At 53.3% G+C, this 24,249-nt stretch carries 18 protein-coding genes and 4 tRNA genes; 18 read left to right on the forward strand and 4 right to left on the reverse strand.

Translation table 11 applies throughout. From position 1 onward, the window contains the following. Nucleotides 1–525: 525 nt before the first annotated feature. The 5 genes from dppA (at nucleotide 526) to dppF (ending at nucleotide 6,229) form a co-directional block, all read left to right on the forward strand. Nucleotides 526–2,133 (forward strand): dipeptide ABC transporter periplasmic-binding protein DppA, encoded by a 1,608-nt coding sequence (gene dppA, locus AC4IBF_RS00925; protein WP_111964353.1) that lies wholly within the window; start codon nucleotides 526–528, stop codon nucleotides 2,131–2,133. Nucleotides 2,134–2,293: 160 nt separating this feature from the next. Continuing rightward, the gene (gene dppB / locus AC4IBF_RS00930; protein WP_008502770.1) at nucleotides 2,294–3,313 is read left to right on the forward strand and encodes a dipeptide ABC transporter permease DppB; all 1,020 of its coding nucleotides are present in this window, start codon (nucleotides 2,294–2,296) and stop codon (nucleotides 3,311–3,313) included. 9 nt (nucleotides 3,314–3,322) lie between these two features. Further along, nucleotides 3,323–4,225: a dipeptide ABC transporter permease DppC gene (gene dppC, locus AC4IBF_RS00935; protein WP_111964354.1), complete on the forward strand. Its 903-nt coding sequence runs from the start codon at nucleotides 3,323–3,325 to the stop codon at nucleotides 4,223–4,225. 10 nt (nucleotides 4,226–4,235) lie between these two features. Beyond that, nucleotides 4,236–5,219: a dipeptide ABC transporter ATP-binding protein gene (gene dppD, locus AC4IBF_RS00940; protein ID WP_008502772.1), complete on the forward strand. Its 984-nt coding sequence runs from the start codon at nucleotides 4,236–4,238 to the stop codon at nucleotides 5,217–5,219. Beyond that, a complete protein-coding gene (gene dppF / locus AC4IBF_RS00945; protein WP_032644494.1) occupies nucleotides 5,216–6,229 on the forward strand; it encodes a dipeptide ABC transporter ATP-binding subunit DppF in 1,014 nt (337 codons plus the stop codon). Before dppD ends, dppF begins: the two co-directional genes overlap by 4 nt. Before the next feature lie 43 nt (nucleotides 6,230–6,272). Here dppF and coaA read toward each other — a convergent pair whose 3' ends face one another. Continuing rightward, complete coding sequence (gene coaA, locus AC4IBF_RS00950) at nucleotides 6,273–7,223, reverse strand: type I pantothenate kinase (RefSeq protein ID WP_021242480.1); 951 nt, start codon at nucleotides 7,221–7,223, stop codon at nucleotides 6,273–6,275. A 317-nt stretch (nucleotides 7,224–7,540) separates the two neighbouring features. Between coaA and AC4IBF_RS00955 the strand changes: the two genes are divergently transcribed. The 13 genes from AC4IBF_RS00955 (at nucleotide 7,541) to rpoC (ending at nucleotide 21,607) form a co-directional block, all read left to right on the forward strand. Continuing rightward, a tRNA-Thr gene (locus AC4IBF_RS00955) sits at nucleotides 7,541–7,616 on the forward strand. Between the two features lie 8 nt (nucleotides 7,617–7,624). Then, nucleotides 7,625–7,709 (forward strand) — tRNA-Tyr (locus AC4IBF_RS00960). 117 nt (nucleotides 7,710–7,826) lie between these two features. Beyond that, nucleotides 7,827–7,901, forward strand: a tRNA-Gly gene (locus AC4IBF_RS00965). 6 nt (nucleotides 7,902–7,907) lie between these two features. Next, nucleotides 7,908–7,983: transfer RNA gene (locus AC4IBF_RS00970), tRNA-Thr, on the forward strand. 118 nt (nucleotides 7,984–8,101) lie between these two features. Next, complete coding sequence (gene tuf / locus AC4IBF_RS00975) at nucleotides 8,102–9,286, forward strand: elongation factor Tu (RefSeq protein ID WP_023309456.1); 1,185 nt, start codon at nucleotides 8,102–8,104, stop codon at nucleotides 9,284–9,286. Nucleotides 9,287–9,514: 228 nt separating this feature from the next. Beyond that, nucleotides 9,515–9,898, forward strand: a complete 384-nt coding sequence (gene secE, locus AC4IBF_RS00980) for a preprotein translocase subunit SecE (protein WP_014068449.1) — start codon at nucleotides 9,515–9,517, stop codon at nucleotides 9,896–9,898. A gap of 1 nt (nucleotide 9,899) precedes the next feature. Next, a complete protein-coding gene (gene nusG / locus AC4IBF_RS00985) occupies nucleotides 9,900–10,445 on the forward strand; it encodes a transcription termination/antitermination protein NusG (protein ID WP_002438628.1) in 546 nt (181 codons plus the stop codon). Nucleotides 10,446–10,601: 156 nt separating this feature from the next. Continuing rightward, complete coding sequence (gene rplK, locus AC4IBF_RS00990) at nucleotides 10,602–11,030, forward strand: 50S ribosomal protein L11 (RefSeq protein WP_008503452.1); 429 nt, start codon at nucleotides 10,602–10,604, stop codon at nucleotides 11,028–11,030. Nucleotides 11,031–11,033: 3 nt separating this feature from the next. Next, nucleotides 11,034–11,738 carry a 50S ribosomal protein L1 gene (gene rplA / locus AC4IBF_RS00995; RefSeq protein WP_006810530.1) on the forward strand — a complete coding sequence of 235 codons (705 nt, stop codon included), beginning with the start codon at nucleotides 11,034–11,036 and terminating at the stop codon, nucleotides 11,736–11,738. Nucleotides 11,739–12,029: 291 nt separating this feature from the next. After that, nucleotides 12,030–12,527, forward strand: a complete 498-nt coding sequence (gene rplJ / locus AC4IBF_RS01000; RefSeq protein WP_003862338.1) for a 50S ribosomal protein L10 — start codon at nucleotides 12,030–12,032, stop codon at nucleotides 12,525–12,527. 66 nt (nucleotides 12,528–12,593) lie between these two features. Beyond that, complete coding sequence (rplL, locus tag AC4IBF_RS01005) at nucleotides 12,594–12,959, forward strand: 50S ribosomal protein L7/L12 (RefSeq protein ID WP_002445276.1); 366 nt, start codon at nucleotides 12,594–12,596, stop codon at nucleotides 12,957–12,959. Nucleotides 12,960–13,278: 319 nt separating this feature from the next. Beyond that, complete coding sequence (gene rpoB / locus AC4IBF_RS01010) at nucleotides 13,279–17,307, forward strand: DNA-directed RNA polymerase subunit beta (RefSeq protein WP_032644498.1); 4,029 nt, start codon at nucleotides 13,279–13,281, stop codon at nucleotides 17,305–17,307. 76 nt (nucleotides 17,308–17,383) lie between these two features. Beyond that, on the forward strand, nucleotides 17,384–21,607 hold the full coding sequence (gene rpoC / locus AC4IBF_RS01015) for a DNA-directed RNA polymerase subunit beta' (RefSeq protein WP_023309968.1): 4,224 nt from the start codon (nucleotides 17,384–17,386) through the stop codon (nucleotides 21,605–21,607). A 58-nt stretch (nucleotides 21,608–21,665) separates the two neighbouring features. On the opposite strand, the gene AC4IBF_RS01020 is transcribed toward rpoC, so the two are convergent. From AC4IBF_RS01020 to AC4IBF_RS01030, 3 genes are all read right to left on the reverse strand, one after another. After that, nucleotides 21,666–21,983, reverse strand: coding sequence for a PTS lactose/cellobiose transporter subunit IIA (locus tag AC4IBF_RS01020; RefSeq protein ID WP_003862327.1), 318 nt, complete (start codon nucleotides 21,981–21,983; stop codon nucleotides 21,666–21,668). Then, the gene (locus AC4IBF_RS01025) at nucleotides 21,983–22,291 is read right to left on the reverse strand and encodes a PTS sugar transporter subunit IIB (RefSeq protein ID WP_010425948.1); all 309 of its coding nucleotides are present in this window, start codon (nucleotides 22,289–22,291) and stop codon (nucleotides 21,983–21,985) included. The genes AC4IBF_RS01020 and AC4IBF_RS01025 overlap by 1 nt, the downstream gene beginning before the upstream one ends. A 180-nt stretch (nucleotides 22,292–22,471) precedes the next feature. Beyond that, nucleotides 22,472–24,013, reverse strand: coding sequence for a sensor domain-containing diguanylate cyclase (locus AC4IBF_RS01030; protein WP_115877033.1), 1,542 nt, complete (start codon nucleotides 24,011–24,013; stop codon nucleotides 22,472–22,474). Between the last annotated feature and the right edge of the window lie 236 nt (nucleotides 24,014–24,249).

Genomic DNA, 24,249 nt, shown 5'->3' on the forward strand with positions numbered 1-24,249 from the left:
TGCCTGTTAACGATTTTGTGACATAATCCATTGTATTTTTTTATATATAGATTGATCTTTTTTCGCGTTGCTTATGGATAACCTCAGCATTTTTCGCTGTGCGTTTTAGCGTTCATGGAATTTAGTGCTCAGATAATCACCATTCTGCAAGAAAATTTACCCATTCTGAATAAAAGTTAATCACTGATTGTTGCGAAATATGAAGAGACTTGTGCTGCAGGATAGCGAGTAGCATAAATTTCCCTGCTGAAAACTGGCATACATAGTTTTTTTAATCTTTGTTTGCGGTTTCTCACACTCAGCGTAAATCCCCGCCACCTGTATTGACGTTTTCACATTCTGTTGACAGATTGTAGGGCATGAGGGGCATTTCAGGGACGATCTGCGCTGCAACTCAAACGCTCTTCTGAAAGGATTCTCCATCCCTTTAACGCCTTCGGGCACCTCCGACCGGACCGGGTAAAAAATAAATAAAGGTCTGGCGGCGTAACACAACAAAGCAAAACATCACATTGGAGCAGAATAATGAGTATTTCCTTGAAGAAGTCAGGGATGCTGAAACTTGGTCTGAGCCTGGTGGCTATGACCGTGGCAGCAAGCGTACAGGCAAAAACCCTGGTTTACTGTTCTGAAGGCTCGCCGGAAGGCTTTAACCCACAGCTCTTTACCTCTGGTACGACTTACGACGCAAGCTCTGTACCGATCTATAACCGTCTGGTTGAATTCAAAACCGGTACCACGGAAGTGATTCCGGGGCTGGCAGAGAAGTGGGACGTCAGCGAAGACGGCAAAACCTATACCTTCCACCTGCGCAAAGGCGTGAAGTGGCAGGACAGCAAAGAATTCAAACCAACGCGCGACTTTAACGCCGACGACGTTGTGTTCTCCTTCGATCGTCAGAAAAACGCGCAGAACCCGTACCACAAAGTGTCTGGCGGCAGCTATGAATACTTCGAAGGGATGGGCCTGCCGGATCTGATTTCTGAAGTGAAAAAAGTGGACGACAATACCGTTCAGTTCGTGCTGACGCGTCCGGAAGCGCCATTCCTGGCTGACCTGGCTATGGACTTTGCTTCAATTCTGTCCAAAGAGTACGCGGACAACATGCTGAAAGCCGGTACGCCGGAAAAAGTCGACCTGAACCCAATCGGTACCGGTCCATTCCAGCTGCTGCAGTACCAGAAAGACTCCCGCATTCTGTACAAAGCGTTCGAAGGCTACTGGGGCACCAAGCCGCAGATCGACCGTCTGGTCTTCTCCATTACGCCTGACGCTTCCGTGCGTTATGCAAAACTGCAGAAAAACGAATGCCAGGTTATGCCATACCCGAACCCGGCTGACATTGCCCGCATGAAGCAGGACAAGAACATCAACCTGCTGGAGCAGGCTGGCCTGAACGTGGGCTATCTCTCCTTCAACACCGAGAAGAAACCGTTTGATGACGTGAAAGTGCGTCAGGCGCTGACCTACGCGGTGAACAAAGAAGCGATCATCAAGGCCGTTTACCAGGGCGCTGGCGTTGCAGCCAAAAACCTGATCCCACCAACCATGTGGGGCTATAACGACGACGTTAAAGACTACAGCTACGATCCTGAGAAAGCGAAAGCGCTGCTGAAAGAAGCGGGCCAGGATAAAGGCTTCACCGTCGAGCTGTGGGCGATGCCGGTACAGCGTCCGTACAACCCGAACGCACGCCGCATGGCAGAAATGGTTCAGGCTGACTGGGCTAAGATTGGCGTTCAGGCCAAGATTGTGACCTACGAGTGGGGCGAGTACCTGAAGCGCGCTAAAGCGGGTGAGCACCAGGCGGTAATGATGGGCTGGACCGGTGATAACGGGGATCCGGACAACTTCTTCGCTACCCTGTTCAGCTGCGCGGCGGCGAAAGACGGTTCTAACTACTCTCGCTGGTGCTACAAGCCGTTTGAAGACCTGATTCAGCCGGCGCGTGCGACCGACGATCACAACAAACGTATTGAACTGTACAAGCAGGCTCAGGTTGTTATGCACGATCAGGCTCCGGCGCTGATTGTTGCTCACTCCACCGTGTACGAGCCAGTGCGTAAAGAAGTGAAGGGCTACGTGGTTGATCCACTGGGCAAACACCACTTCGAGAACGTATCTGTTGAATAATAAGTAGGGTGTTTTCCCTCTCCCTCCGGGAGAGGGCAGGGGTGAGGGGCGTGCATGCATCCCCTCACCCTCATCTTCTCTCAAGGGAGAAGAAATTTACATTTGTGAGCAATACAGACGTCACGCCACTGGTCGTGCGTCATCAGAGAGAATCCGGGTTATGTTGCAGTTCATCCTCCGACGTCTGGGACTTGTTATCCCCACGTTTATCGGTATCACCCTTCTCACTTTTGCCTTCGTCCATATGATCCCCGGCGACCCGGTAATGATTATGGCGGGCGAGCGTGGTATTTCCCCTGAGCGCCATGCACAGCTGCTGGCTGAACTCGGTCTCGATAAGCCGATGTGGCAGCAGTATCTCCACTATATCTGGGGCGTGCTGCACGGTGATTTAGGGATTTCGTTGAAAAGCCGCCTTCCGGTGTGGGACGAGTTCGTGCCGCGTTTTAAAGCGACGCTGGAGCTTGGCGTCTGCGCCATGATTTTCGCCACTGCGGTAGGTATCCCGGTTGGGGTGCTGGCAGCCGTTAAGCGTGGCTCTATTTTTGACCATACCGCCGTGGGCCTGGCGCTGACCGGCTACTCCATGCCTATCTTCTGGTGGGGCATGATGCTGATCATGCTGGTCTCGGTGCAGCTTAACCTGACCCCGGTCTCCGGGCGCGTTAGCGATATGGTCTTCCTGGATGACTCCAACCCGCTCACCGGCTTTATGCTGATTGATACGGCTATCTGGGGCGAGGAGGGCAACTTCATGGATGCCGTCGCGCACATGATCCTGCCTGCCATGGTGCTGGGGACCATTCCTCTGGCGGTGATCGTGCGTATGACCCGTTCATCGATGCTGGAAGTGCTGGGTGAGGATTACATCCGCACCGCGCGCGCCAAGGGCCTGACGCGCATGCGCGTCATTATCGTCCATGCGCTGCGTAACGCCATGCTGCCGGTGGTGACCGTTATCGGTCTCCAGGTGGGGACGTTGCTGGCGGGGGCGATTCTGACCGAAACCATCTTCTCCTGGCCGGGCCTGGGCCGCTGGCTGATTGACGCGCTGCAACGCCGTGACTATCCGGTTGTGCAGGGCGGTGTACTGCTGGTCGCGACGATGATTATCCTCGTCAACCTGCTGGTCGATTTGCTGTACGGCGTGGTGAACCCGCGTATTCGTCATAAGAAGTAAGGGGCCATCATGTCACAAGTCACTCAAAATAAAGTGGTCGCTGCACCGGTTCCTATGACGCCGCTGCAGGAATTCTGGCACTACTTCAAGCGCAATAAAGGTGCGGTAGTAGGGCTGGTGTATGTCGCTATCATGATCCTGATTGCGGTGTTTGCGAACTTCCTCGCACCGTACAACCCGGCGGACCAGTTCCGTGATGCGCTGCTCGCGCCACCTGCGTGGCAGGACGGCGGTAGCCTGGCGCACCTGCTCGGTACCGATGACGTGGGCCGCGATGTGCTGTCGCGTCTGATGTACGGCGCGCGCCTGTCGCTGCTGGTCGGCTGCCTGGTGGTGGTGCTCTCCCTGATTATGGGGATCGTTCTCGGCCTGGTTGCCGGTTACTTCGGCGGCATCGTTGATAACATCATCATGCGTATCGTCGACATCATGCTGGCTCTGCCAAGCCTGCTGCTGGCCCTGGTGCTGGTGGCGATCTTCGGTCCATCGATCGGTAACGCCGCCCTGGCGCTGACGTTCGTGGCGCTTCCTCACTACGTGCGTTTAACCCGTGCGGCGGTGCTGGTGGAAGTGAACCGCGATTACGTTACCGCCTCTCGTGTGGCGGGTGCCGGTGCGATGCGCCAGATGTTCGTGAATATCTTCCCTAACTGCCTTGCGCCGCTGATTGTTCAGGCGTCGCTCGGTTTCTCTAACGCCATTCTTGATATGGCCGCTCTTGGCTTCCTGGGCATGGGTGCGCAGCCGCCAACACCGGAGTGGGGCACTATGCTCTCCGACGTGTTGCAGTTCGCACAAAGCGCCTGGTGGGTTGTCACCTTCCCGGGTCTGGCAATCCTGCTGACGGTGCTGGCATTTAACCTGATGGGTGATGGCCTGCGTGATGCGCTTGATCCCAAACTGAAGCAGTAAGAGGCACGAGATGGCGTTATTAAATGTAGATAAATTATCGGTGCACTTCGGCGACGAAGGCACCCCGTTTCGCGCCGTGGACCGCATCAGCTACAGCGTCAATCAGGGCGAAGTGGTGGGTATCGTTGGGGAGTCCGGTTCCGGTAAGTCCGTCAGCTCGCTGGCGATCATGGGGCTGATTGATTACCCGGGCCGCGTGATGGCGGAAAACCTGCAGTTCAACGGTCAGGACCTGAAGCGCATTTCTGAAAAACAGCGCCGCCAGCTGGTGGGCGCGGAAGTGGCGATGATTTTCCAGGATCCGATGACCAGCCTGAACCCGTGCTACACCGTCGGTTTCCAGATTATGGAAGCGATTAAGGTGCACCAGGGCGGGAATAAGAAAACCCGTCGCCAGCGGGCGATCGATCTGCTGAACCAGGTGGGTATTCCTGACCCGGCTTCGCGTCTGGACGTTTACCCGCATCAGCTTTCCGGCGGGATGAGCCAGCGCGTGATGATCGCCATGGCGATTGCCTGTCGGCCAAAGCTGCTGATTGCGGATGAACCGACGACGGCGCTGGATGTGACCATTCAGGCACAAATCATCGAGCTGCTGCTGGAGCTGCAGCAGAAAGAGAATATGGCGCTGGTGCTGATTACGCACGATTTGGCGCTGGTGGCCGAAGCCGCGCACAAAATCATCGTGATGTATGCCGGCCAGGTGGTCGAGACCGGAAATTCGCACGATATCTTCCGCGCGCCGCGTCATCCGTATACCCAGGCGCTTTTACGCGCGCTGCCGGAGTTTGCTCAGGATAAAGCGCGTCTGGCATCGCTGCCGGGTGTGGTGCCGGGTAAATATGACCGTCCGCAGGGCTGTCTGCTCAATCCGCGCTGTCCGTATGCGACGGACAAATGCCGGGCGGAAGAGCCAGAGCTGAACCAGCTGGCTGACGGTCGTCAGTCGAAATGCCACTACCCACTCGATGATGCCGGGAGGCCAACACTATGAGTACGCAACAGGCCACCACGCAACAGCCGCTGTTGCAGGCCATCGACCTGAAAAAATACTACCCGGTGAAGAAGGGACTGTTTGCCCCCGAACGCCTGGTGAAAGCGCTGGACGGCGTCTCCTTTAACCTCGAACGCGGTAAAACGCTGGCGGTGGTGGGAGAGTCAGGCTGCGGGAAATCCACGCTGGGCCGTCTGCTGACGATGATTGAAGTGCCGACCGGCGGCGAGCTCTATTATCAGGGGCAAGATCTGCTCAAGCACGATCCGCAGGCGCAGAAACTGCGTCGCCAGAAAATCCAGATTGTGTTCCAGAACCCGTATGGTTCGCTGAACCCGCGTAAAAAAGTGGGACAGATTCTGGAAGAGCCGCTGCTGATTAACAGCAACCTGAGCAAAGAGCAGCGCCGTGAAAAAGCGCTGGCGATGATGGCGAAGGTCGGCCTCAAAACCGAGCATTACGATCGCTATCCGCACATGTTCTCCGGCGGCCAGCGTCAGCGTATTGCTATCGCGCGCGGGCTGATGCTCGATCCGGACGTGGTGATTGCCGATGAGCCGGTCTCCGCGCTCGACGTATCCGTGCGTGCGCAGGTGCTGAACCTGATGATGGATCTGCAGCAGGAGCTGGGGCTGTCTTACGTTTTCATCTCCCACGACCTGTCGGTGGTGGAGCATATTGCTGATGAGGTGATGGTGATGTACCTGGGACGCTGCGTGGAGAAGGGGACCAAAGACCAGATCTTTAATAATCCTCGTCACCCGTATACCCAGGCGCTGCTGTCTGCGACGCCGCGTCTGAACCCGGACGATCGTCGTGAGCGTATTAAGCTGACGGGTGAATTGCCAAGTCCGCTGAATCCGCCTCCGGGATGTGCATTCAACGCCCGCTGCAGCCGCCGCTTTGGCCCGTGCACCCAGCTCCAGCCGCAGCTGAAGGATTATGGCGGCCAGCTGGTTGCCTGCTTCGCGGTCGATCAGGATGAAAATGGCGAGAAGCCACACGCATAACGAAAAAAACCGGCGCTAAGCCGGTTTTTTTATGTCTGATTGATTATTTCCGCAGGCGAATCTGGTCGACGGCGTGCTTCTCGCTCTTGGTGAGGATCAGGCTCGCACGCTCGCGCGTCGGCAGGATGTTCTCTTTGAGGTTCACGTAGTTGATCTCATTCCATAGCCCCGTCGCCACATTGATCGCTTCTTCTTCAGAAAGCTGAGCATAGTGGTGGAAATAGGAATCCGGATCGGTGAACGCCCCTTCACGGAACTTCAGGAAGCGATTGATGTACCAGTTTTGCAGCAGGTCTTCCGGCGCATCGACATAGATAGAGAAATCGACGAAATCCGAGACGAATACGTGATGCGGGTCGTGAGGATAGTCCATGCCGCTTTGCAGCACGTTCAGACCTTCCAGAATGAGAATGTCTGGCTGAACCACCGTTTTATCCCCACCCGGGATGCGATCGTAGATCAGGTGCGAATAGACTGGCGCAGTCACGTGCGGCACGCCGGATTTCAGGTCAGAGACAAATTTCACCAGACGGTGCATATCGTAAGAGAGCGGGAAGCCCTTCTTCTTCATCAGCCCACGTTCTTTTAATACCTCGTTCGGGTGCAGAAAACCGTCGGTGGTGATCAGCTCCACGCTGCGGTGTTCCGGCCAGCGGCTCAACAGCGCCTGCAGGACGCGCGCGGTGGTACTTTTACCCACGGCCACGCTGCCTGCGATACTGATGATATAAGGAATGCGTTGACCGTTCGTCCCGAGAAACTGCTCCAGCACGGCCTGACGGCGCAGGTTCGAGCTGATATAGAAGTTAAGCAAGCGAGAGAGGGGGAGATAAATTTCTGCCACCTCTTCCAGGGACAGATCTTCGTTTATCCCTTTTAACCGTGCGATTTCACCTTCCGTCAGCGTCATAGGGACGGAATCACGCAGGGCAGCCCACTGGCTGCGGTTAAAGTGAAGATAAGGCGTCATTAACGTTTGCTCTTTTTTGCTCATAAGCATGCTTCAGCGAGCCAGCACCACACTGCCGGATCGTGGCTCATCACACAGTTAATTTTGGACAATGGGCAGGAGGTTAACACCAGATGACGGGAATAATAAGAAAAAAGATGGAAAGCGCTGCGTTACGCGGAAGCCGTCACGCTACGGTGAATACGGTGCAAATCACGATGATATGTTGAATATTTGACCTCAAATGGCTGCTTTTACAGCGTCCGATACGCTGTTCGCATAAAATGTGAGCGAAAGAACGTTTTATGCAAATTTTTAGTTGCATGACCGCTCAGGTATCCATAGAATGCGCGCTACTTGATGCCGACTTAGCTCAGTAGGTAGAGCAACTGACTTGTAATCAGTAGGTCACCAGTTCGATTCCGGTAGTCGGCACCATCAAGTCCGGTGGGGTTCCCGAGCGGCCAAAGGGAGCAGACTGTAAATCTGCCGTCACAGACTTCGAAGGTTCGAATCCTTCCCCCACCACCACTTTCTGGCAGCGTAAATGCCGCCGGAGCTGGTTGGAAAAATTAGCCAGCTCAAACTGAAAAAGAGAGAAATCTCTTTTTTTGTTACAGAAAGAACTGGGTAGCCGAGTTTCAGGATGCGGGCATCGTATAATGGCTATTACCTCAGCCTTCCAAGCTGATGATGCGGGTTCGATTCCCGCTGCCCGCTCCAATACGTGCTGATATGGCTCAGTTGGTAGAGCGCACCCTTGGTAAGGGTGAGGTCCCCAGTTCGACTCTGGGTATCAGCACCACTTCACTTCTCCTTCCCGTTTCTCTCTGTTTCAATTTTACTGTATTCAACAATTCAGGCATTTCGCCTGGTTGATGTGGTGATATCACCGATTTATCCGTGTCTTAGAGGGACAATCGATGTCTAAAGAAAAGTTTGAACGTACAAAACCGCACGTTAACGTCGGTACTATCGGCCACGTTGACCATGGTAAAACAACGCTGACCGCTGCAATCACTACCGTTCTGGCAAAAACCTACGGTGGTTCTGCTCGTGCTTTCGACCAGATCGATAACGCACCAGAAGAAAAAGCTCGTGGTATCACCATCAACACCTCTCACGTTGAGTACGACACCCCGACTCGCCACTACGCACACGTAGACTGCCCAGGCCACGCCGACTATGTTAAAAACATGATCACCGGTGCTGCGCAGATGGACGGCGCGATCCTGGTTGTTGCTGCGACTGACGGCCCAATGCCTCAGACTCGTGAGCACATCCTGCTGGGTCGTCAGGTAGGCGTTCCTTTCATCATCGTGTTCCTGAACAAGTGCGACATGGTTGATGACGAAGAGCTGCTGGAACTGGTAGAGATGGAAGTTCGTGAACTGCTGTCTCAGTACGATTTCCCAGGCGACGATACTCCAATCGTTCGTGGTTCTGCTCTGAAAGCGCTGGAAGGCGACGCAGAGTGGGAAGCGAAAATCATCGAACTGGCTGGCTTCCTGGATTCTTACATCCCAGAACCAGAGCGTGCGATTGACAAGCCATTCCTGCTGCCAATCGAAGACGTATTCTCCATCTCCGGTCGTGGTACCGTTGTTACCGGTCGTGTAGAGCGCGGTATCATCAAAGTTGGTGAAGAAGTTGAAATCGTTGGTATCAAAGAGACTGCGAAGTCTACCTGTACTGGCGTTGAAATGTTCCGCAAACTGCTGGACGAAGGCCGTGCTGGTGAGAACGTTGGTGTTCTGCTGCGTGGTATCAAACGTGAAGAAATCGAACGTGGTCAGGTTCTGGCGAAGCCAGGCTCAATCAAGCCACACACCAAGTTCGAATCTGAAGTGTATATCCTGTCCAAAGACGAAGGCGGCCGTCATACTCCGTTCTTCAAAGGCTACCGTCCACAGTTCTACTTCCGTACAACTGACGTGACCGGTACCATCGAACTGCCAGAAGGCGTTGAGATGGTAATGCCAGGCGACAACATCAAGATGGTTGTGACGCTGATCCACCCAATCGCGATGGACGACGGTCTGCGTTTCGCAATCCGTGAAGGTGGCCGTACCGTTGGCGCGGGCGTGGTTGCTAAAGTTCTCGGCTAATCGCTGATAACATTTGACGCAATGCGCATGAAAAGGGCATCATTTGATGCCCTTTTTGCACGCTTTCACATCAGAACCTGGCTCATCAGTGATTATTTTTGTCATAATCATTGCTGAGACAGGCTCTGCAGAGAGCGTATAATCCATAAAGGGATTAGCGTTTCGATTTGGCTCGCCTCGCAATCGCGGGGTGAAATTATTTGTAGAATTCTTCTGACAGGTTGGTTTATGAGTGCGAATACCGAAGCTCAAGGGAGCGGGCGCGGCCTGGAAGCGATGAAGTGGGTCGCTGTTGCCGTGCTGCTGATTGTGGCAATCGTTGGCAACTATCTTTATCGTGACATGATGCTGCCGCTCCGCGCGCTGGCAGTGGTGATTCTGATTGCTGCAGCGGGCGGTGTCGCGCTGTTGACGACTAAGGGTAAAGCGACCGTTGCTTTCGCTCGTGAAGCACGTACCGAAGTCCGCAAGGTCATTTGGCCGACTCGCCAGGAAACATTGCACACCACGCTGATCGTGGCTGCAGTGACTGCGGTAATGTCACTGATCCTGTGGGGACTGGATGGTATTCTGGTTCGCCTGGTTTCCTTTATTACTGGCCTGAGGTTCTAAGATGTCTGAAGCCCCTAAAAAGCGTTGGTACGTCGTTCAGGCGTTTTCCGGTTTTGAAGGCCGCGTAGCAACGTCGCTGCGTGAGCATATCAAATTACACAACATGGAAGAGTTATTTGGCGAAGTGATGGTTCCGACCGAAGAAGTGGTTGAGATCCGTGGCGGCCAACGTCGCAAAAGCGAGCGTAAATTCTTCCCGGGTTACGTGCTGGTTCAGATGGTGATGAACGATGCGAGCTGGCACCTGGTGCGCAGCGTACCGCGCGTGATGGGCTTTATCGGCGGCACGTCTGACCGTCCGGCGCCAATCAGCGATAAAGAAGTTGATGCGATTATGAACCGCCTGCAGCAGGTGGGTGATAAGCCGCGTCCGAAAACGCTGTTTGAACCGGGTGAAATGGTTCGTGTTAGCGACGGTCCGTTTGCTGACTTTAATGGCGTCGTTGAAGAAGTGGACTACGAGAAGTCCCGCCTGAAAGTTTCTGTTTCTATCTTCGGTCGTGCGACCCCGGTAGAACTGGACTTTGCGCAGGTCGAAAAAGCCTAAGCAGCGATCAAAAAAGCGGCGATTTAATCGTTGCACAGGGCGCGAGATTGGAATACAATTTCGCGCCTTTTGTTTTTATGGGCCCCGGCCCGTAAAACGAATTTTATTCACGGGGAGCCTCCCTGAGGCGCTATCACCCAATCAGAGGATTTTAGAATGGCTAAGAAAGTACAAGCCTACGTCAAGCTGCAGGTTGCAGCTGGTATGGCGAACCCAAGTCCACCAGTTGGTCCAGCTCTGGGTCAGCAGGGTGTGAACATCATGGAATTCTGTAAAGCGTTCAACGCAAAAACTGAATCCCTGGAAAAAGGTCTGCCAATCCCAGTCGTAATCACTGTTTACGCTGACCGTTCTTTCACTTTCGTTACCAAAACCCCTCCAGCAGCTGTTCTGCTGAAGAAAGCGGCTGGTATCAAGTCTGGTTCCGGTAAACCGAACAAAGACAAAGTGGGTAAAATTTCCCGCGCTCAGCTGCAGGAAATCGCGCAGACCAAAGCTGCCGACATGACTGGTGCCGACATTGAAGCGATGACTCGCTCAATCGAAGGTACTGCACGTTCCATGGGCCTGGTAGTGGAGGACTAAGAAATGGCTAAACTGACCAAGCGCATGTCCGTGATCCGTGACAAAGTTGATGCGACCAAACAGTACGACATCAACGAAGCTATCGCTCTGCTGAAAGAACTGGCAACTGCTAAGTTCGTTGAAAGCGTTGACGTTGCCGTTAACCTCGGCATCGACGCGCGTAAATCCGATCAGAACGTTCGTGGCGCAACTGTACTGCCACACGGTACTGGCCGTTCCGTTCGCGTAGCTGTATTTGCTCAGGGTGCGAACGCTGAAGCTGCTAAAGCTGCCGGCGCTGAACTGGTAGGTATGGAAGATCTGGCTGATCAGATCAAGAAAGGCGAAATGAACTTTGACGTTGTTATTGCTTCTCCAGATGCAATGCGCGTTGTTGGCCAGCTGGGCCAGGTTCTGGGTCCACGCGGCCTGATGCCAAACCCGAAAGTTGGTACTGTAACCCCTAACGTTGCTGAAGCGGTTAAGAACGCTAAAGCAGGTCAGGTTCGTTATCGTAACGACAAAAACGGCATCATCCACACCACCATCGGTAAAGTGGACTTTGACGCTGACAAACTGAAAGAAAACCTGGAAGCTCTGCTGGTTGCGCTGAAAAAAGCGAAACCAACTCAGGCGAAAGGCGTGTACATCAAGAAAGTTAGCATCTCCACCACTATGGGTGCAGGTGTTGCAGTTGACCAGGCTGGCCTGAGCGCTGCTGCAAACTAATGCCTTTACGTGGGCGGTGATTTTGTCTACAATCTTACCCCCACGTTTGCTAACAAAAGTTAGCGGCTAAAAGATTTGTTCGTTGGAGCCTGGCCTAATCCAGGCCTCCGTCGAAGACCGCAGGTGTTTCGCAAGAGACTTAATCCCCTGCGTAGACGGTGACAGAACGCTAAGATTATTTTTGGATACTCTGGCTTGTTTCTGCTCACCGTATTAAGACGCTCTTTCCGTTGGGGAGAGTGAAGTGAGTTCCGGAACATGAGTTCCGGCAAACATCCAGGAGCAAAGCTAATGGCTTTAAATCTTCAAGACAAACAAGCGATTGTTGCTGAAGTCAGCGAAGTAGCCAAAGGCGCGCTGTCTGCAGTAGTTGCGGATTCCCGTGGCGTTACTGTAGACAAAATGACTGAACTGCGTAAAGCAGGTCGTGAAGCTGGCGTATACATGCGTGTTGTTCGTAACACCCTGCTGCGCCGCGTAGTTGAAGGTACTCAGTTCGAGTGCCTGAAAGACACGTTTGTTGGTCCGACCCTGATTGCATACTCTATGGAACACCCGGGCGCTGCTGCTCGTCTGTTCAAAGAGTTCGCGAAAGCGAATGCAAAATTTGAGGTCAAAGCTGCAGCCTTTGAAGGTGAGTTGATCCCGGCATCGCAAATCGATCGCCTGGCAACCCTGCCGACCTACGAAGAAGCAATTGCACGCCTGATGGCAACCATGAAAGAAGCTGCGGCTGGCAAACTGGTTCGCACTCTGGCTGCTGTACGCGATGCGAAAGAAGCTGCTTAATCGCAGTTATCTTTATAAAGCATTTGCTTACGTATAAACTTATTCTGATTTTCAGGAACAATTTAAATGTCTATCACTAAAGATCAAATCATTGAAGCAGTAGCAGCTATGTCCGTAATGGACGTTGTAGAGCTGGTTTCTGCAATGGAAGAAAAATTCGGTGTTTCTGCTGCTGCTGCTGTAGCTGTAGCTGCGGGCCCGGCTGAAGCTGCTGAAGAAAAAACTGAATTCGACGTAATTCTGAAAGCTGCTGGCGCTAACAAAGTTGCTGTTATCAAAGCAGTACGTGGTGCAACTGGCCTGGGTCTGAAAGAAGCTAAAGACCTGGTAGAATCTGCTCCAGCTGCGCTGAAAGAAGGCGTGAGCAAAGACGACGCAGAAGCACTGAAAAAATCTCTGGAAGAAGCTGGCGCTGAAGTTGAAGTTAAATAAGCCAACTTTTCTGGTTGCAGCCTGAGTAATTAGGCTGATGGCTGGTGACTTTTTAGTCACCAGCCTTTTTGCGCTGTAAGGCATCAGTAGCATTTCACACTGTTTGACTGCTGATTGTCCTGACAATGCATGTTTCTATCGACGACTTAATATATTGCGACAGGGTGCTCGCTCTGTGTAAATCGCGACGAAATGATTTAAGCGTGATAGCAACAGGTATTGCGGAAAGTATTCAATTTTCCGGTCCACAAAATGGTGTTGCACAAACTGTCCCTTCGTCGGACAGATGGGTCGACTTGTCAGCGAGCTGAGGAACCCTATGGTTTACTCCTATACCGAGAAAAAACGTATTCGTAAGGATTTTGGTAAACGTCCACAAGTTCTGGACATTCCATATCTCCTTTCTATCCAGCTTGACTCGTTCCAGAAGTTTATCGAGCAAGATCCTGAAGGGCAGTACGGTCTGGAAGCAGCCTTCCGCTCCGTGTTCCCGATTCAGAGCTATAGCGGTAACTCCGAGCTGCAGTACGTCAGCTACCGCCTTGGCGAACCGGTGTTTGACGTTCAGGAATGTCAGATCCGCGGCGTGACCTATTCCGCACCGCTGCGCGTAAAACTGCGTCTGGTGATCTACGAGCGCGAAGCTCCGGAAGGCACCGTAAAAGACATTAAAGAACAAGAAGTCTACATGGGTGAAATTCCACTCATGACAGACAACGGTACTTTCGTAATCAACGGTACTGAGCGTGTTATCGTTTCCCAGCTGCATCGTAGCCCGGGCGTCTTCTTCGACAGCGATAAAGGTAAAACACACTCTTCCGGTAAAGTACTGTATAACGCACGCATCATTCCTTACCGTGGTTCATGGCTGGACTTTGAGTTCGATCCGAAAGACAACCTATTTGTCCGTATCGACCGTCGTCGTAAGCTGCCTGCAACCATCATTCTGCGTGCACTGAACTATACCACTGAGCAGATCCTGGACCTGTTCTTTGAGAAAGTGATCTTTGAAATCCGCGACAACAAGCTGCAGATGGAGCTGGTGCCGGAACGTCTGCGTGGTGAGACCGCGTCGTTCGACATCGAAGCCGACGGCAAAGTGTATGTGGAAAAAGGTCGCCGTATCACCGCGCGCCACATCCGCCAGCTGGAAAAAGATGATATCAAACACATCGAAGTTCCAGTTGAATACATTGCAGGAAAAGTAGCCGCGAAAGATTACGTTGATGAATCAACTGGCGAGCTGATCTGCCCGGCGAACATGGAGCTGAGCCTGGATCTGCTGGCTAAGCTGAGCCAGTCTGGCCACAAACGTATTGAAACGCTGTTCACCAACGATCTGGACCACGGTGCGTATATCTCTGAGACTATTCGCGTCGACCCAACCACCGATCGTCTGAGCGCGCTGGTAGAAATCTACCGCATGATGCGTCCTGGTGAGCCACCAACTCGCGAAGCGGCGGAAAGCCTGTTCGAGAACCTGTTCTTCTCCGAAGACCGCTACGATCTGTCTGCGGTTGGTCGTATGAAGTTCAACCGTTCTCTGCTGCGCGACGAAATCGAAGGTTCCGGTATCCTGAGCAAAGACGACATCATCGAAGTGATGAAGAAGCTCATCGATATCCGTAACGGTAAAGGCGAAGTGGACGATATCGACCACCTCGGCAACCGTCGTATCCGTTCCGTAGGCGAAATGGCGGAAAACCAGTTCCGCGTTGGCCTGGTACGTGTAGAGCGTGCGGTGAAAGAGCGTCTGTCTCTGGGCGATCTGGATACCCTGATGCCTCAGGATATGATTAACGCCAAGCCGATTTCTGCAGCAGTGAAAGAGTTCTTCGGTTCAAGCCAGCTGTCTCAGTTCATGGACCAGAACAACCCACTGTCTGAGATTACGCACAAACGTCGTATCTCTGCACTCGGCCCAGGCGGTCTGACCCGTGAACGTGCAGGCTTTGAAGTTCGAGACGTACACCCGACGCACTACGGTCGCGTATGTCCAATCGAAACGCCTGAAGGTCCAAACATCGGTCTGATCAACTCCCTGTCCGTGTACGCACAGACTAACGAATACGGTTTCCTTGAGACCCCGTACCGTAAAGTGACCGACGGTGTTGTAACCGATGAAATTCATTACCTGTCTGCTATTGAAGAAGGTAATTACGTTATCGCTCAGGCGAACTCCAACCTGGATGACGAAGGCCACTTTGTAGAAGATTTGGTTACCTGCCGTAGCAAAGGCGAATCCAGCTTGTTCAGCCGCGATCAGGTTGACTACATGGACGTATCCACCCAGCAGGTGGTATCCGTCGGTGCGTCCCTGATCCCGTTCCTGGAACACGATGACGCCAACCGTGCATTGATGGGTGCGAACATGCAACGTCAGGCCGTTCCAACTCTGCGCGCTGATAAGCCGCTGGTTGGTACTGGTATGGAGCGTGCTGTTGCCGTTGACTCCGGTGTTACTGCAGTTGCTAAACGTGGCGGTACTGTTCAGTACGTCGATGCATCCCGTATCGTTATCAAAGTTAACGAAGACGAGATGTATCCGGGCGAAGCAGGTATCGACATTTATAACCTGACCAAATACACCCGTTCTAACCAGAACACCTGTATCAACCAGATGCCTTGCGTGTCTCTGGGTGAGCCAGTTGAGCGCGGCGACGTGCTGGCAGACGGTCCGTCAACCGACCTCGGTGAACTGGCGCTCGGTCAGAACATGCGCGTAGCGTTCATGCCGTGGAACGGTTACAACTTCGAAGACTCCATCCTCGTCTCCGAGCGTGTGGTTCAGGAAGATCGTTTCACCACCATCCATATTCAGGAACTGGCATGTGTGTCCCGTGACACCAAGCTGGGGCCAGAAGAGATCACCGCTGACATCCCTAACGTGGGTGAAGCTGCGCTCTCCAAACTGGATGAATCCGGTATCGTTTACATCGGTGCGGAAGTGACCGGCGGCGACATTCTGGTTGGTAAGGTTACGCCTAAAGGTGAAACCCAGCTGACGCCAGAAGAGAAACTGCTGCGTGCAATCTTCGGTGAGAAAGCGTCTGACGTTAAAGACTCTTCCCTGCGCGTACCAAACGGTGTTTCCGGTACGGTTATCGACGTTCAGGTCTTCACCCGTGACGGCGTTGAGAAAGATAAGCGTGCGCTGGAAATCGAAGAGATGCAGCTCAAACAGGCTAAGAAAGACCTGTCTGAAGAACTGCAGATCCTCGAAGCGGGTCTGTTCAGCCGTATCTATGCGGTGCTGGTTGCCGGTGGCGTTGAAGCTGAGAAGCTCGACAAACTGCCACGCGATCGCTGGCTGGAACTGGGCCTGACCGACGAAGAGAAACAGAATCAGCTGGAACAGCTGGCTGAGCAGTATGACGAACTGAAACACGAGTTCGAGAAAAAACTCGAAGCGAAACGCCGCAAAATCACTCAGGGCGACGATCTGGCACCAGGCGTGCTGAAGATTGTTAAGGTGTATCTGGCTGTTAAACGTCAGATCCAGCCTGGTGATAAGATGGCAGGTCGTCACGGTAACAAGGGTGTTATCTCTAAGATCAACCCGATCGAAGATATGCCGCACGATGCTAACGGTACGCCGGTAGATATCGTACTGAACCCGCTGGGCGTACCGTCTCGTATGAACATTGGTCAGATCCTGGAAACTCACCTGGGTATGGCTGCAAAAGGCATCGGCGATAAGATTAACGCCATGCTGAAACAGCAGCAGGAAGTCGCGAAACTGCGCGAATTCATCCAGCGTGCCTACGATCTGGGTACCGACGTGCGTCAGAAAGTCGACCTGAACACCTTCAGCGATGAAGAAGTGCTGCGTCTGGCAGAGAACCTGCGCAAAGGTATGCCAATTGCAACGCCGGTATTCGACGGTGCAAAAGAAGCTGAAATTAAAGAGCTGCTGCAACTGGGTGGTCTGCCAACGTCTGGTCAGATTACGCTGTTTGACGGCCGTACTGGTGAACAGTTCGAACGTCCGGTAACCGTAGGTTACATGTACATGCTGAAACTGAACCACCTGGTCGACGACAAGATGCACGCTCGTTCTACCGGTTCTTACAGCCTGGTTACTCAGCAGCCGCTGGGTGGTAAGGCACAGTTCGGTGGTCAGCGCTTCGGGGAGATGGAAGTGTGGGCGCTGGAAGCATACGGCGCGGCATACACCCTGCAGGAAATGCTCACCGTTAAGTCTGATGACGTGAACGGTCGTACCAAGATGTATAAAAACATCGTGGACGGCAACCATCAGATGGAGCCGGGCATGCCAGAATCCTTCAACGTACTGTTGAAAGAGATTCGTTCGCTGGGTATCAACATCGAACTGGAAGACGAGTAATTCTCGCTCAAACAGGTCACTGGTGCCGGGTTAACCCCCGGCACCAGATTGTGCTAACTCCGACGGGAGCAAATCCGTGAAAGATTTATTAAAGTTTCTGAAAGCGCAGACTAAAACCGAAGAGTTTGATGCGATCAAAATTGCTCTGGCTTCGCCAGACATGATCCGTTCATGGTCTTTCGGTGAAGTTAAAAAGCCGGAAACCATCAACTACCGTACGTTCAAACCTGAACGTGACGGCCTTTTCTGTGCGCGTATTTTCGGGCCAGTAAAAGATTACGAGTGCCTGTGCGGTAAGTACAAGCGCCTGAAACACCGTGGTGTGATCTGTGAGAAGTGCGGCGTTGAAGTGACCCAGACCAAAGTGCGTCGTGAGCGCATGGGCCACATCGAGCTGGCGTCTCCGACCGCTCACATCTGGTTCCTGAAATCTCTGCCGTCCCGTATCGGTCTGCTGCTGGATATGCCGCTGCGCGATATCGAACGTGTTCTGTACTTCGAATCTTATGTGGTTATCGAAGGCGGGATGACGAACCTGGAACGTCATCAGATTCTGACTGAAGAGCAGTATCTGGACGCGCTGGAAGAGTTCGGTGACGAATTTGACGCGAAGATGGGTGCGGAAGCTATTCAGGCCCTGCTGAAGAGCATGGATCTGGAGCAAGAGTGCGAGCAGCTGCGTGAAGAGCTGAACGAAACCAACTCCGAAACCAAACGTAAAAAGCTGACCAAGCGTATCAAACTGCTGGAAGCGTTCGTTCAGTCTGGTAACAAACCAGAGTGGATGATCCTGACCGTTCTGCCGGTTCTGCCGCCAGATCTGCGTCCACTGGTTCCGCTGGATGGTGGTCGTTTCGCAACGTCCGATCTGAACGATCTGTATCGTCGCGTTATCAACCGTAACAACCGTCTGAAACGTCTGCTGGATCTGGCTGCGCCGGACATCATCGTACGCAACGAAAAACGTATGCTGCAGGAAGCGGTAGATGCCCTGCTGGATAACGGTCGTCGCGGTCGTGCGATCACCGGTTCTAACAAACGTCCTCTGAAATCTTTGGCCGACATGATCAAAGGTAAACAGGGTCGTTTCCGTCAGAACCTGCTCGGTAAGCGTGTTGACTACTCCGGTCGTTCTGTAATCACCGTAGGTCCATACCTGCGTCTGCATCAGTGCGGTCTGCCGAAGAAAATGGCACTGGAGCTGTTCAAACCGTTCATCTACGGCAAGCTGGAACTGCGTGGCCTCGCCACCACCATCAAAGCCGCTAAGAAAATGGTTGAGCGTGAAGAAGCTGTCGTTTGGGATATCCTGGACGAAGTTATCCGCGAACACCCGGTACTGCTGAACCGTGCACCAACTCTGCACCGTTTGGGTATCCAGGCATTTGAGCCAGTCCTGATCGAAGGTAAAGCTATCCAGCTGCACCCGCTGGTTTGTGCGGCCTATAACGCCGACTTCGATGGTGACCAGATGGCTGTTCACGTACCGCTGACGCTGGAAGCCCAGCTCGAAGCGCGTGCGCTGATGATGTCTACCAACAACATCCTGTCCCCAGCGAACGGTGAACCAATTATCGTTCCTTCTCAGGACGTTGTACTGGGTCTGTACTACATGACCCGTGACTGTGTTAACGCCAAAGGCGAAGGCATGGTGCTGACTGGCCCGAAAGAAGCTGAGCGTATTTATCGCGCTGGCCTGGCCTCTCTGCATGCGCGCGTTAAAGTGCGTATCACCGAATACGAAAAAGATGAAAACGGCGAATTCGTTGCGAAAACCAGCCTGAAAGACACGACCGTTGGCCGTGCCATTCTGTGGATGATCGTACCGAAAGGTCTGCCTTTCTCCATCGTCAACCAGGCGCTGGGCAAGAAAGCGATCTCCAAAATGCTGAACACCTGTTACCGCATTCTGGGTCTGAAGCCGACCGTTATCTTCGCTGACCAGACAATGTATACCGGCTTTGCTTACGCAGCGCGTTCAGGTGCATCTGTTGGTATCGATGACATGGTCATCCCAGAGAAGAAACACGAGATCATCTCTGAAGCGGAAGCCGAAGTTGCTGAGATCCAGGAGCAGTTCCAGTCTGGTCTGGTTACCGCGGGCGAACGCTATAACAAAGTTATCGATATCTGGGCAGCGGCGAACGATCGTGTATCCAAAGCGATGATGGATAACCTGCAGACCGAAACCGTGATTAACCGTGACGGCGTAGAAGAGCAGCAGGTTTCCTTCAACAGCATCTACATGATGGCCGACTCCGGTGCGCGTGGTTCCGCAGCACAGATTCGTCAGCTGGCAGGTATGCGTGGTCTGATGGCGAAGCCAGATGGCTCCATCATCGAAACGCCAATCACCGCGAACTTCCGTGAAGGTCTGAACGTACTCCAGTACTTCATCTCCACGCACGGTGCTCGTAAGGGTCTGGCGGATACCGCACTGAAAACTGCGAACTCCGGTTATCTGACGCGTCGTCTGGTTGACGTTGCGCAGGACCTGGTTGTGACCGAAGACGATTGTGGCACCCTCGAAGGTATCACCATGACCCCGGTTATCGAGGGCGGTGATGTTAAAGAGCCACTGCGCGATCGCGTTCTGGGTCGTGTAACCGCGGAAGACATTCTGAAGCCGGGTACTGCAGACATTCTGGTTCCACGCAACACGCTGCTGCACGAGCACTGGTGTGACCTGCTGGAAGCGAACTCTGTTGACTCCGTGAAAGTACGTTCCGTTGTATCCTGTGACACCGACTTTGGTGTATGTGCGCACTGCTACGGTCGTGACCTGGCGCGTGGCCACATCATCAACAAAGGTGAAGCAATCGGCGTTATCGCGGCACAGTCCATCGGTGAGCCGGGTACACAGCTGACGATGCGTACGTTCCACATCGGTGGTGCGGCATCTCGTGCGGCTGCTGAATCCAGCATCCAGGTGAAAAACAAAGGTAGCATCAAGCTCAGCAACGCGAAGTCTGTTGTTAACTCCGCTGGCAAGCTGGTTGTGACCTCTCGTAACACCGAGCTGAAGCTGATCGACGAATTCGGTCGTACCAAAGAGAGCTATAAAGTGCCTTACGGTGCGGTTATGGCGAAAGGTGATGGCGAGCAGGTTGCCGGCGGTGAAACCGTTGCAAACTGGGATCCACACACCATGCCGGTTATCACCGAAGTAAGTGGTTTCATCCGCTTCACTGACATGATCGACGGCCAGACCATCACTCGTCAGACGGACGAGCTGACCGGTCTGTCTTCTCTGGTGGTTCTGGATTCTGCTGAACGTACTACCGGTGGTAAAGATCTGCGTCCTGCACTGAAAATCGTTGATGCTCAGGGTAACGACGTTCTGATCCCGGGTACCGACATGCCTGCGCAGTACTTCCTGCCGGGTAAAGCGATCGTTCAGCTGGAAGATGGCATTCAGATCGGTGCGGGTGATGCTCTGGCGCGTATTCCACAGGAATCCAGCGGTACCAAGGACATCACCGGTGGTCTGCCACGCGTTGCGGACCTGTTCGAAGCACGTCGTCCGAAAGAGCCTGCAATCCTGGCTGAAATCAGCGGTATCATCTCCTTCGGTAAAGAGACCAAAGGGAAGCGCCGTCTGGTTATCACTCCAGTAGATGGCAGCGAACCGTACGAAGAGATGATTCCTAAGTGGCGTCAGCTCAACGTGTTCGAAGGTGAACGTGTAGAACGTGGTGACGTGGTTTCCGATGGTCCAGAAGCTCCGCACGACATTCTGCGTCTTCGTGGCGTACACGCAGTAACGCGTTACATCACCAACGAAGTACAGGACGTTTACCGTCTGCAGGGCGTTAAGATTAACGATAAGCACATCGAAGTTATCGTTCGTCAGATGCTGCGTAAAGCAACCATCGAAAACGCGGGCAGCTCCGAGTTCCTGGAAGGCGAGCAGGTTGAATACTCACGCGTCAAGATCGCTAACCGCGAACTGGAAGCGAACGGCAAAATCGGTGCGACCTTCTCGCGCGATCTGCTGGGTATCACCAAAGCGTCTCTGGCAACCGAGTCCTTCATCTCTGCAGCATCGTTCCAGGAAACGACTCGTGTCCTGACCGAAGCCGCTGTTGCAGGTAAACGTGATGAACTGCGCGGTCTGAAAGAGAACGTCATCGTGGGGCGTCTGATCCCGGCTGGTACCGGTTATGCGTACCATCAGGATCGTATGCGTCGTCGTGCTGCGGGCGAACTGCCAGCTGCACCGCAGGTGACTGCTGAAGATGCATCCGCGAGCCTGGCAGAACTGCTGAACGCAGGTCTGGGCGGTTCCGACAACGAGTAATCGTTGATGCCGTAAATAAAAAACCCGCCTCGGCGGGTTTTTTTACATCTGCATGTATTCAATTCACCAACGGGATCCGACGATAAAGCTCAATCATATCGCCCGCCAGATCCTGAATGACCATGGCGTTCATCAGGTGATCCTGCGAGTGGACGGTGATCAGGTTAACCGGAAGCTTCCCGGTCCCCTCATCAAGACCGATAAGCTGCGTCTGTATAGTGTGCGCATGCTTCACATATTCACGCGACTCTTCCATCGCTTTTTCAGCTTCGTCAAAATCACCTTTACGCGCCATCTGCAACGCCGTCAGGGCTGCACTGCGCGCCGCGCCCGCGTTGACCAGCAGTTCCATAATCGTGGTTTCTAAGTCTTCCATTATGACTCCAGAAGTTTGAGCGCTTTTTCCAGTACGGCATCACCTTTCATCATGCCGTAATCCATCATGTCGATCACCGCGACCTTTTTACCCAACGGGTCGGCCTGCGCCTGGAGTTTAGCCTGCTCGTATTTAACCTGTGGCCCCAGCAATACGATGTCGGCCGTCGCGATGTTGTCTTTAAACTCCGCAACCGGAACGGCTTTAATGGTGACTTCAACTCCTTTTTTCTGCGCGGCGTCTTTCATACGTTGAACCAGCATGCTGGTTGACATTCCCGCTGCACAGCATAAAACGATGTTCTTCATAATCAGCCTCGATCTACATGTGTTTATTGATAATTATCCCGTGCAGACCGCTTCAACAACCGCTTTACCGCGATTGTGTGTCAGGCATCACAAAGAAACCGGTGATTTTCTGAAACCGGTTACAATTTTGCATTGTCAGGCACCCGGCCCGTGGAAACGGGCAGGGTGAAAGAGGCAGGATTAGCTGATGGACGTTCGGTTAATGCGGTTTTTGCCCTGCTGTTTGGCGCTGTAGAGGGCGTTATCAACGCTCCCGACAAATTGCTCCAGTGGTTCAAAATGCCACTCTCCAAGACCGCCGCTGAACGTAACCCGCAGGTTTTCTTCCCGCCAGACGCGCTTTTCAACGGCGGTACGCCACGCTTCCAGCAATGAGAGCGCGGAAGACATCTGCTCCGCCTGGAAGATTACCGCGAACTCTTCTCCACCATAACGGTAAATTGAGACGTGATGTGGCTGCATGATCTGAATCCCTTCGCGAGCCACGTTACGCAGAACAATATCACCGGTCAGGTGGCCCAGCGTGTCGTTAATTGACTTGAAGTTATCAATGTCTACCAGCGCCATCGCGAAAGGCTGTTGGGCATTCAGCAGCTCCGCGACATCGCTGTCGAACGCGCGGCGGTTTTTACAGCCCGTCAGCGCATCGTGAGTGGCCTGGCGAACATACGCCATTTCACGCTCTTTGTTGGACTGAATCGTGTGGCTCAGCATCGCTTCCAGGCGCGGCGCCTCGCTAACATCGCCAGTTTTGATGGCATTGATAATGTGCATCAGCACTGAACGCGAGGCGTGGCGGAGGTATAAGCCGAAGAGGATGATGATGATGGCGGCCAGCGCAAACCCCCAACCAACGATAGTTGTTTCGTGACGGGTAATATCGGTGAGCGTCTCGCCAGAGACCCGGTAGATGACAAACCAGTCCGGGTTGGTAAACGAGTAGTAGTAATACCAGGCGTTGCTTTTCTTGTCGTAAAGATGACCTTCGCCGCTGGTCATTTTGTCCATCAGCGCTTCGCTCACGTACTGTTTGAACAGCGCGCCGGTATCCGGATGCAGCACCACGGCGCCGTCGCGCTCGACGACGAAGAATTCCCCCTGAACGGGCGCCACCATCTGGCGCAGGGTGAAGCCCATAGACGTCAAATCGAGATGGAAAGCGAGCGTTCCCTTCAGTCTCCCTTCAGGCGAAATCAAAGGCTTATAGAGTGTTACCGTCGGATGGCCAGTGAAGTAGTCCATGTAGGGACGGGTATAGTGACTGAAGATACTCGCTTCCGCCTGAGCGACGAACCACGGGCGTGTCCGGGGATCGAAGGTTTTACTCGTCTCCGTGGGGAGCACCTCTGGTGCGCGAAGATAATGCCCCTGCGTGTCCGCCAGCGAGATGGAGGAGACGGTCGGCATCAGGTTCTGCAAATGCATCATCATCTGCAGCCCTTGCGTCGGGTTGACGTTGAGCGTCTCGTTTAGCCTGTCGTCGCGGGCAAAGTACATCGCGGAACGGCCCAGGATATAGTCGTTTTCACGCAGGATAGATTCGGTGTAGTTCACCGCCAGGTTATGCGTGAAGTTGCTATTGATCTTATGATAATCCTCAAGAAAATCCTTTCGTTGCGAAAGCGTTACCGCGATCGCGATCACCGCAAAACTGCAGAGGATCCCCGCAAAGCTGAGCATGATTGGCCGTGTAAAAGAGAGCTTTTTGCTGTGAAGTGCCATGAGCTGTACATCGTTCCTGATGGTGAATATTTTTCGTCTGCCGATATCCTCTCAGCATAGTCGCTGTCCTGCGGTTAGCGGTGAATTATACGGCGCACGATTTCTGACGAGATGATTTATCTTAAGAATCATTAAGAAAATACTTATTCATTTGCCGGGGGCAGTTTGTGAAATGAATCAGAGGCAGGGCGAAACGAGGAAGAAGCTTTTCGCCCCGGTCAGCATCCGTTGCTGAC

This window comes from Enterobacter sp. Taxon_8 (assembly GCF_058354585.1).

Excerpts from the sequence above, each read along its gene's own strand:
- coaA (WP_021242480.1), bottom strand. The coding sequence starts at position 7,223 with ATGAGCAAAAAAGAGCAAACGTTAATGACGCCTTATCTTCACTTTAAC.
- AC4IBF_RS01025 (WP_010425948.1), bottom strand. The coding sequence starts at position 22,291 with ATGAAGAACATCGTTTTATGCTGTGCAGCGGGAATGTCAACCAGCATG.
- nusG (WP_002438628.1), top strand. The coding sequence starts at position 9,900 with ATGTCTGAAGCCCCTAAAAAGCGTTGGTACGTCGTTCAGGCGTTTTCC.
- tuf (WP_023309456.1), top strand. The coding sequence starts at position 8,102 with ATGTCTAAAGAAAAGTTTGAACGTACAAAACCGCACGTTAACGTCGGT.
- dppC (WP_111964354.1), top strand. The coding sequence starts at position 3,323 with ATGTCACAAGTCACTCAAAATAAAGTGGTCGCTGCACCGGTTCCTATG.
- dppF (WP_032644494.1), top strand. The coding sequence starts at position 5,216 with ATGAGTACGCAACAGGCCACCACGCAACAGCCGCTGTTGCAGGCCATC.
- dppD (WP_008502772.1), top strand. The coding sequence starts at position 4,236 with ATGGCGTTATTAAATGTAGATAAATTATCGGTGCACTTCGGCGACGAA.
- AC4IBF_RS01020 (WP_003862327.1), bottom strand. The coding sequence starts at position 21,983 with ATGGAAGACTTAGAAACCACGATTATGGAACTGCTGGTCAACGCGGGC.
- dppA (WP_111964353.1), top strand. The coding sequence starts at position 526 with ATGAGTATTTCCTTGAAGAAGTCAGGGATGCTGAAACTTGGTCTGAGC.
- secE (WP_014068449.1), top strand. The coding sequence starts at position 9,515 with ATGAGTGCGAATACCGAAGCTCAAGGGAGCGGGCGCGGCCTGGAAGCG.
- rpoB (WP_032644498.1), top strand. The coding sequence starts at position 13,279 with ATGGTTTACTCCTATACCGAGAAAAAACGTATTCGTAAGGATTTTGGT.
- dppB (WP_008502770.1), top strand. The coding sequence starts at position 2,294 with ATGTTGCAGTTCATCCTCCGACGTCTGGGACTTGTTATCCCCACGTTT.
- rplA (WP_006810530.1), top strand. The coding sequence starts at position 11,034 with ATGGCTAAACTGACCAAGCGCATGTCCGTGATCCGTGACAAAGTTGAT.
- rplJ (WP_003862338.1), top strand. The coding sequence starts at position 12,030 with ATGGCTTTAAATCTTCAAGACAAACAAGCGATTGTTGCTGAAGTCAGC.
- AC4IBF_RS01030 (WP_115877033.1), bottom strand. The coding sequence starts at position 24,013 with ATGGCACTTCACAGCAAAAAGCTCTCTTTTACACGGCCAATCATGCTC.
- rplK (WP_008503452.1), top strand. The coding sequence starts at position 10,602 with ATGGCTAAGAAAGTACAAGCCTACGTCAAGCTGCAGGTTGCAGCTGGT.
- rplL (WP_002445276.1), top strand. The coding sequence starts at position 12,594 with ATGTCTATCACTAAAGATCAAATCATTGAAGCAGTAGCAGCTATGTCC.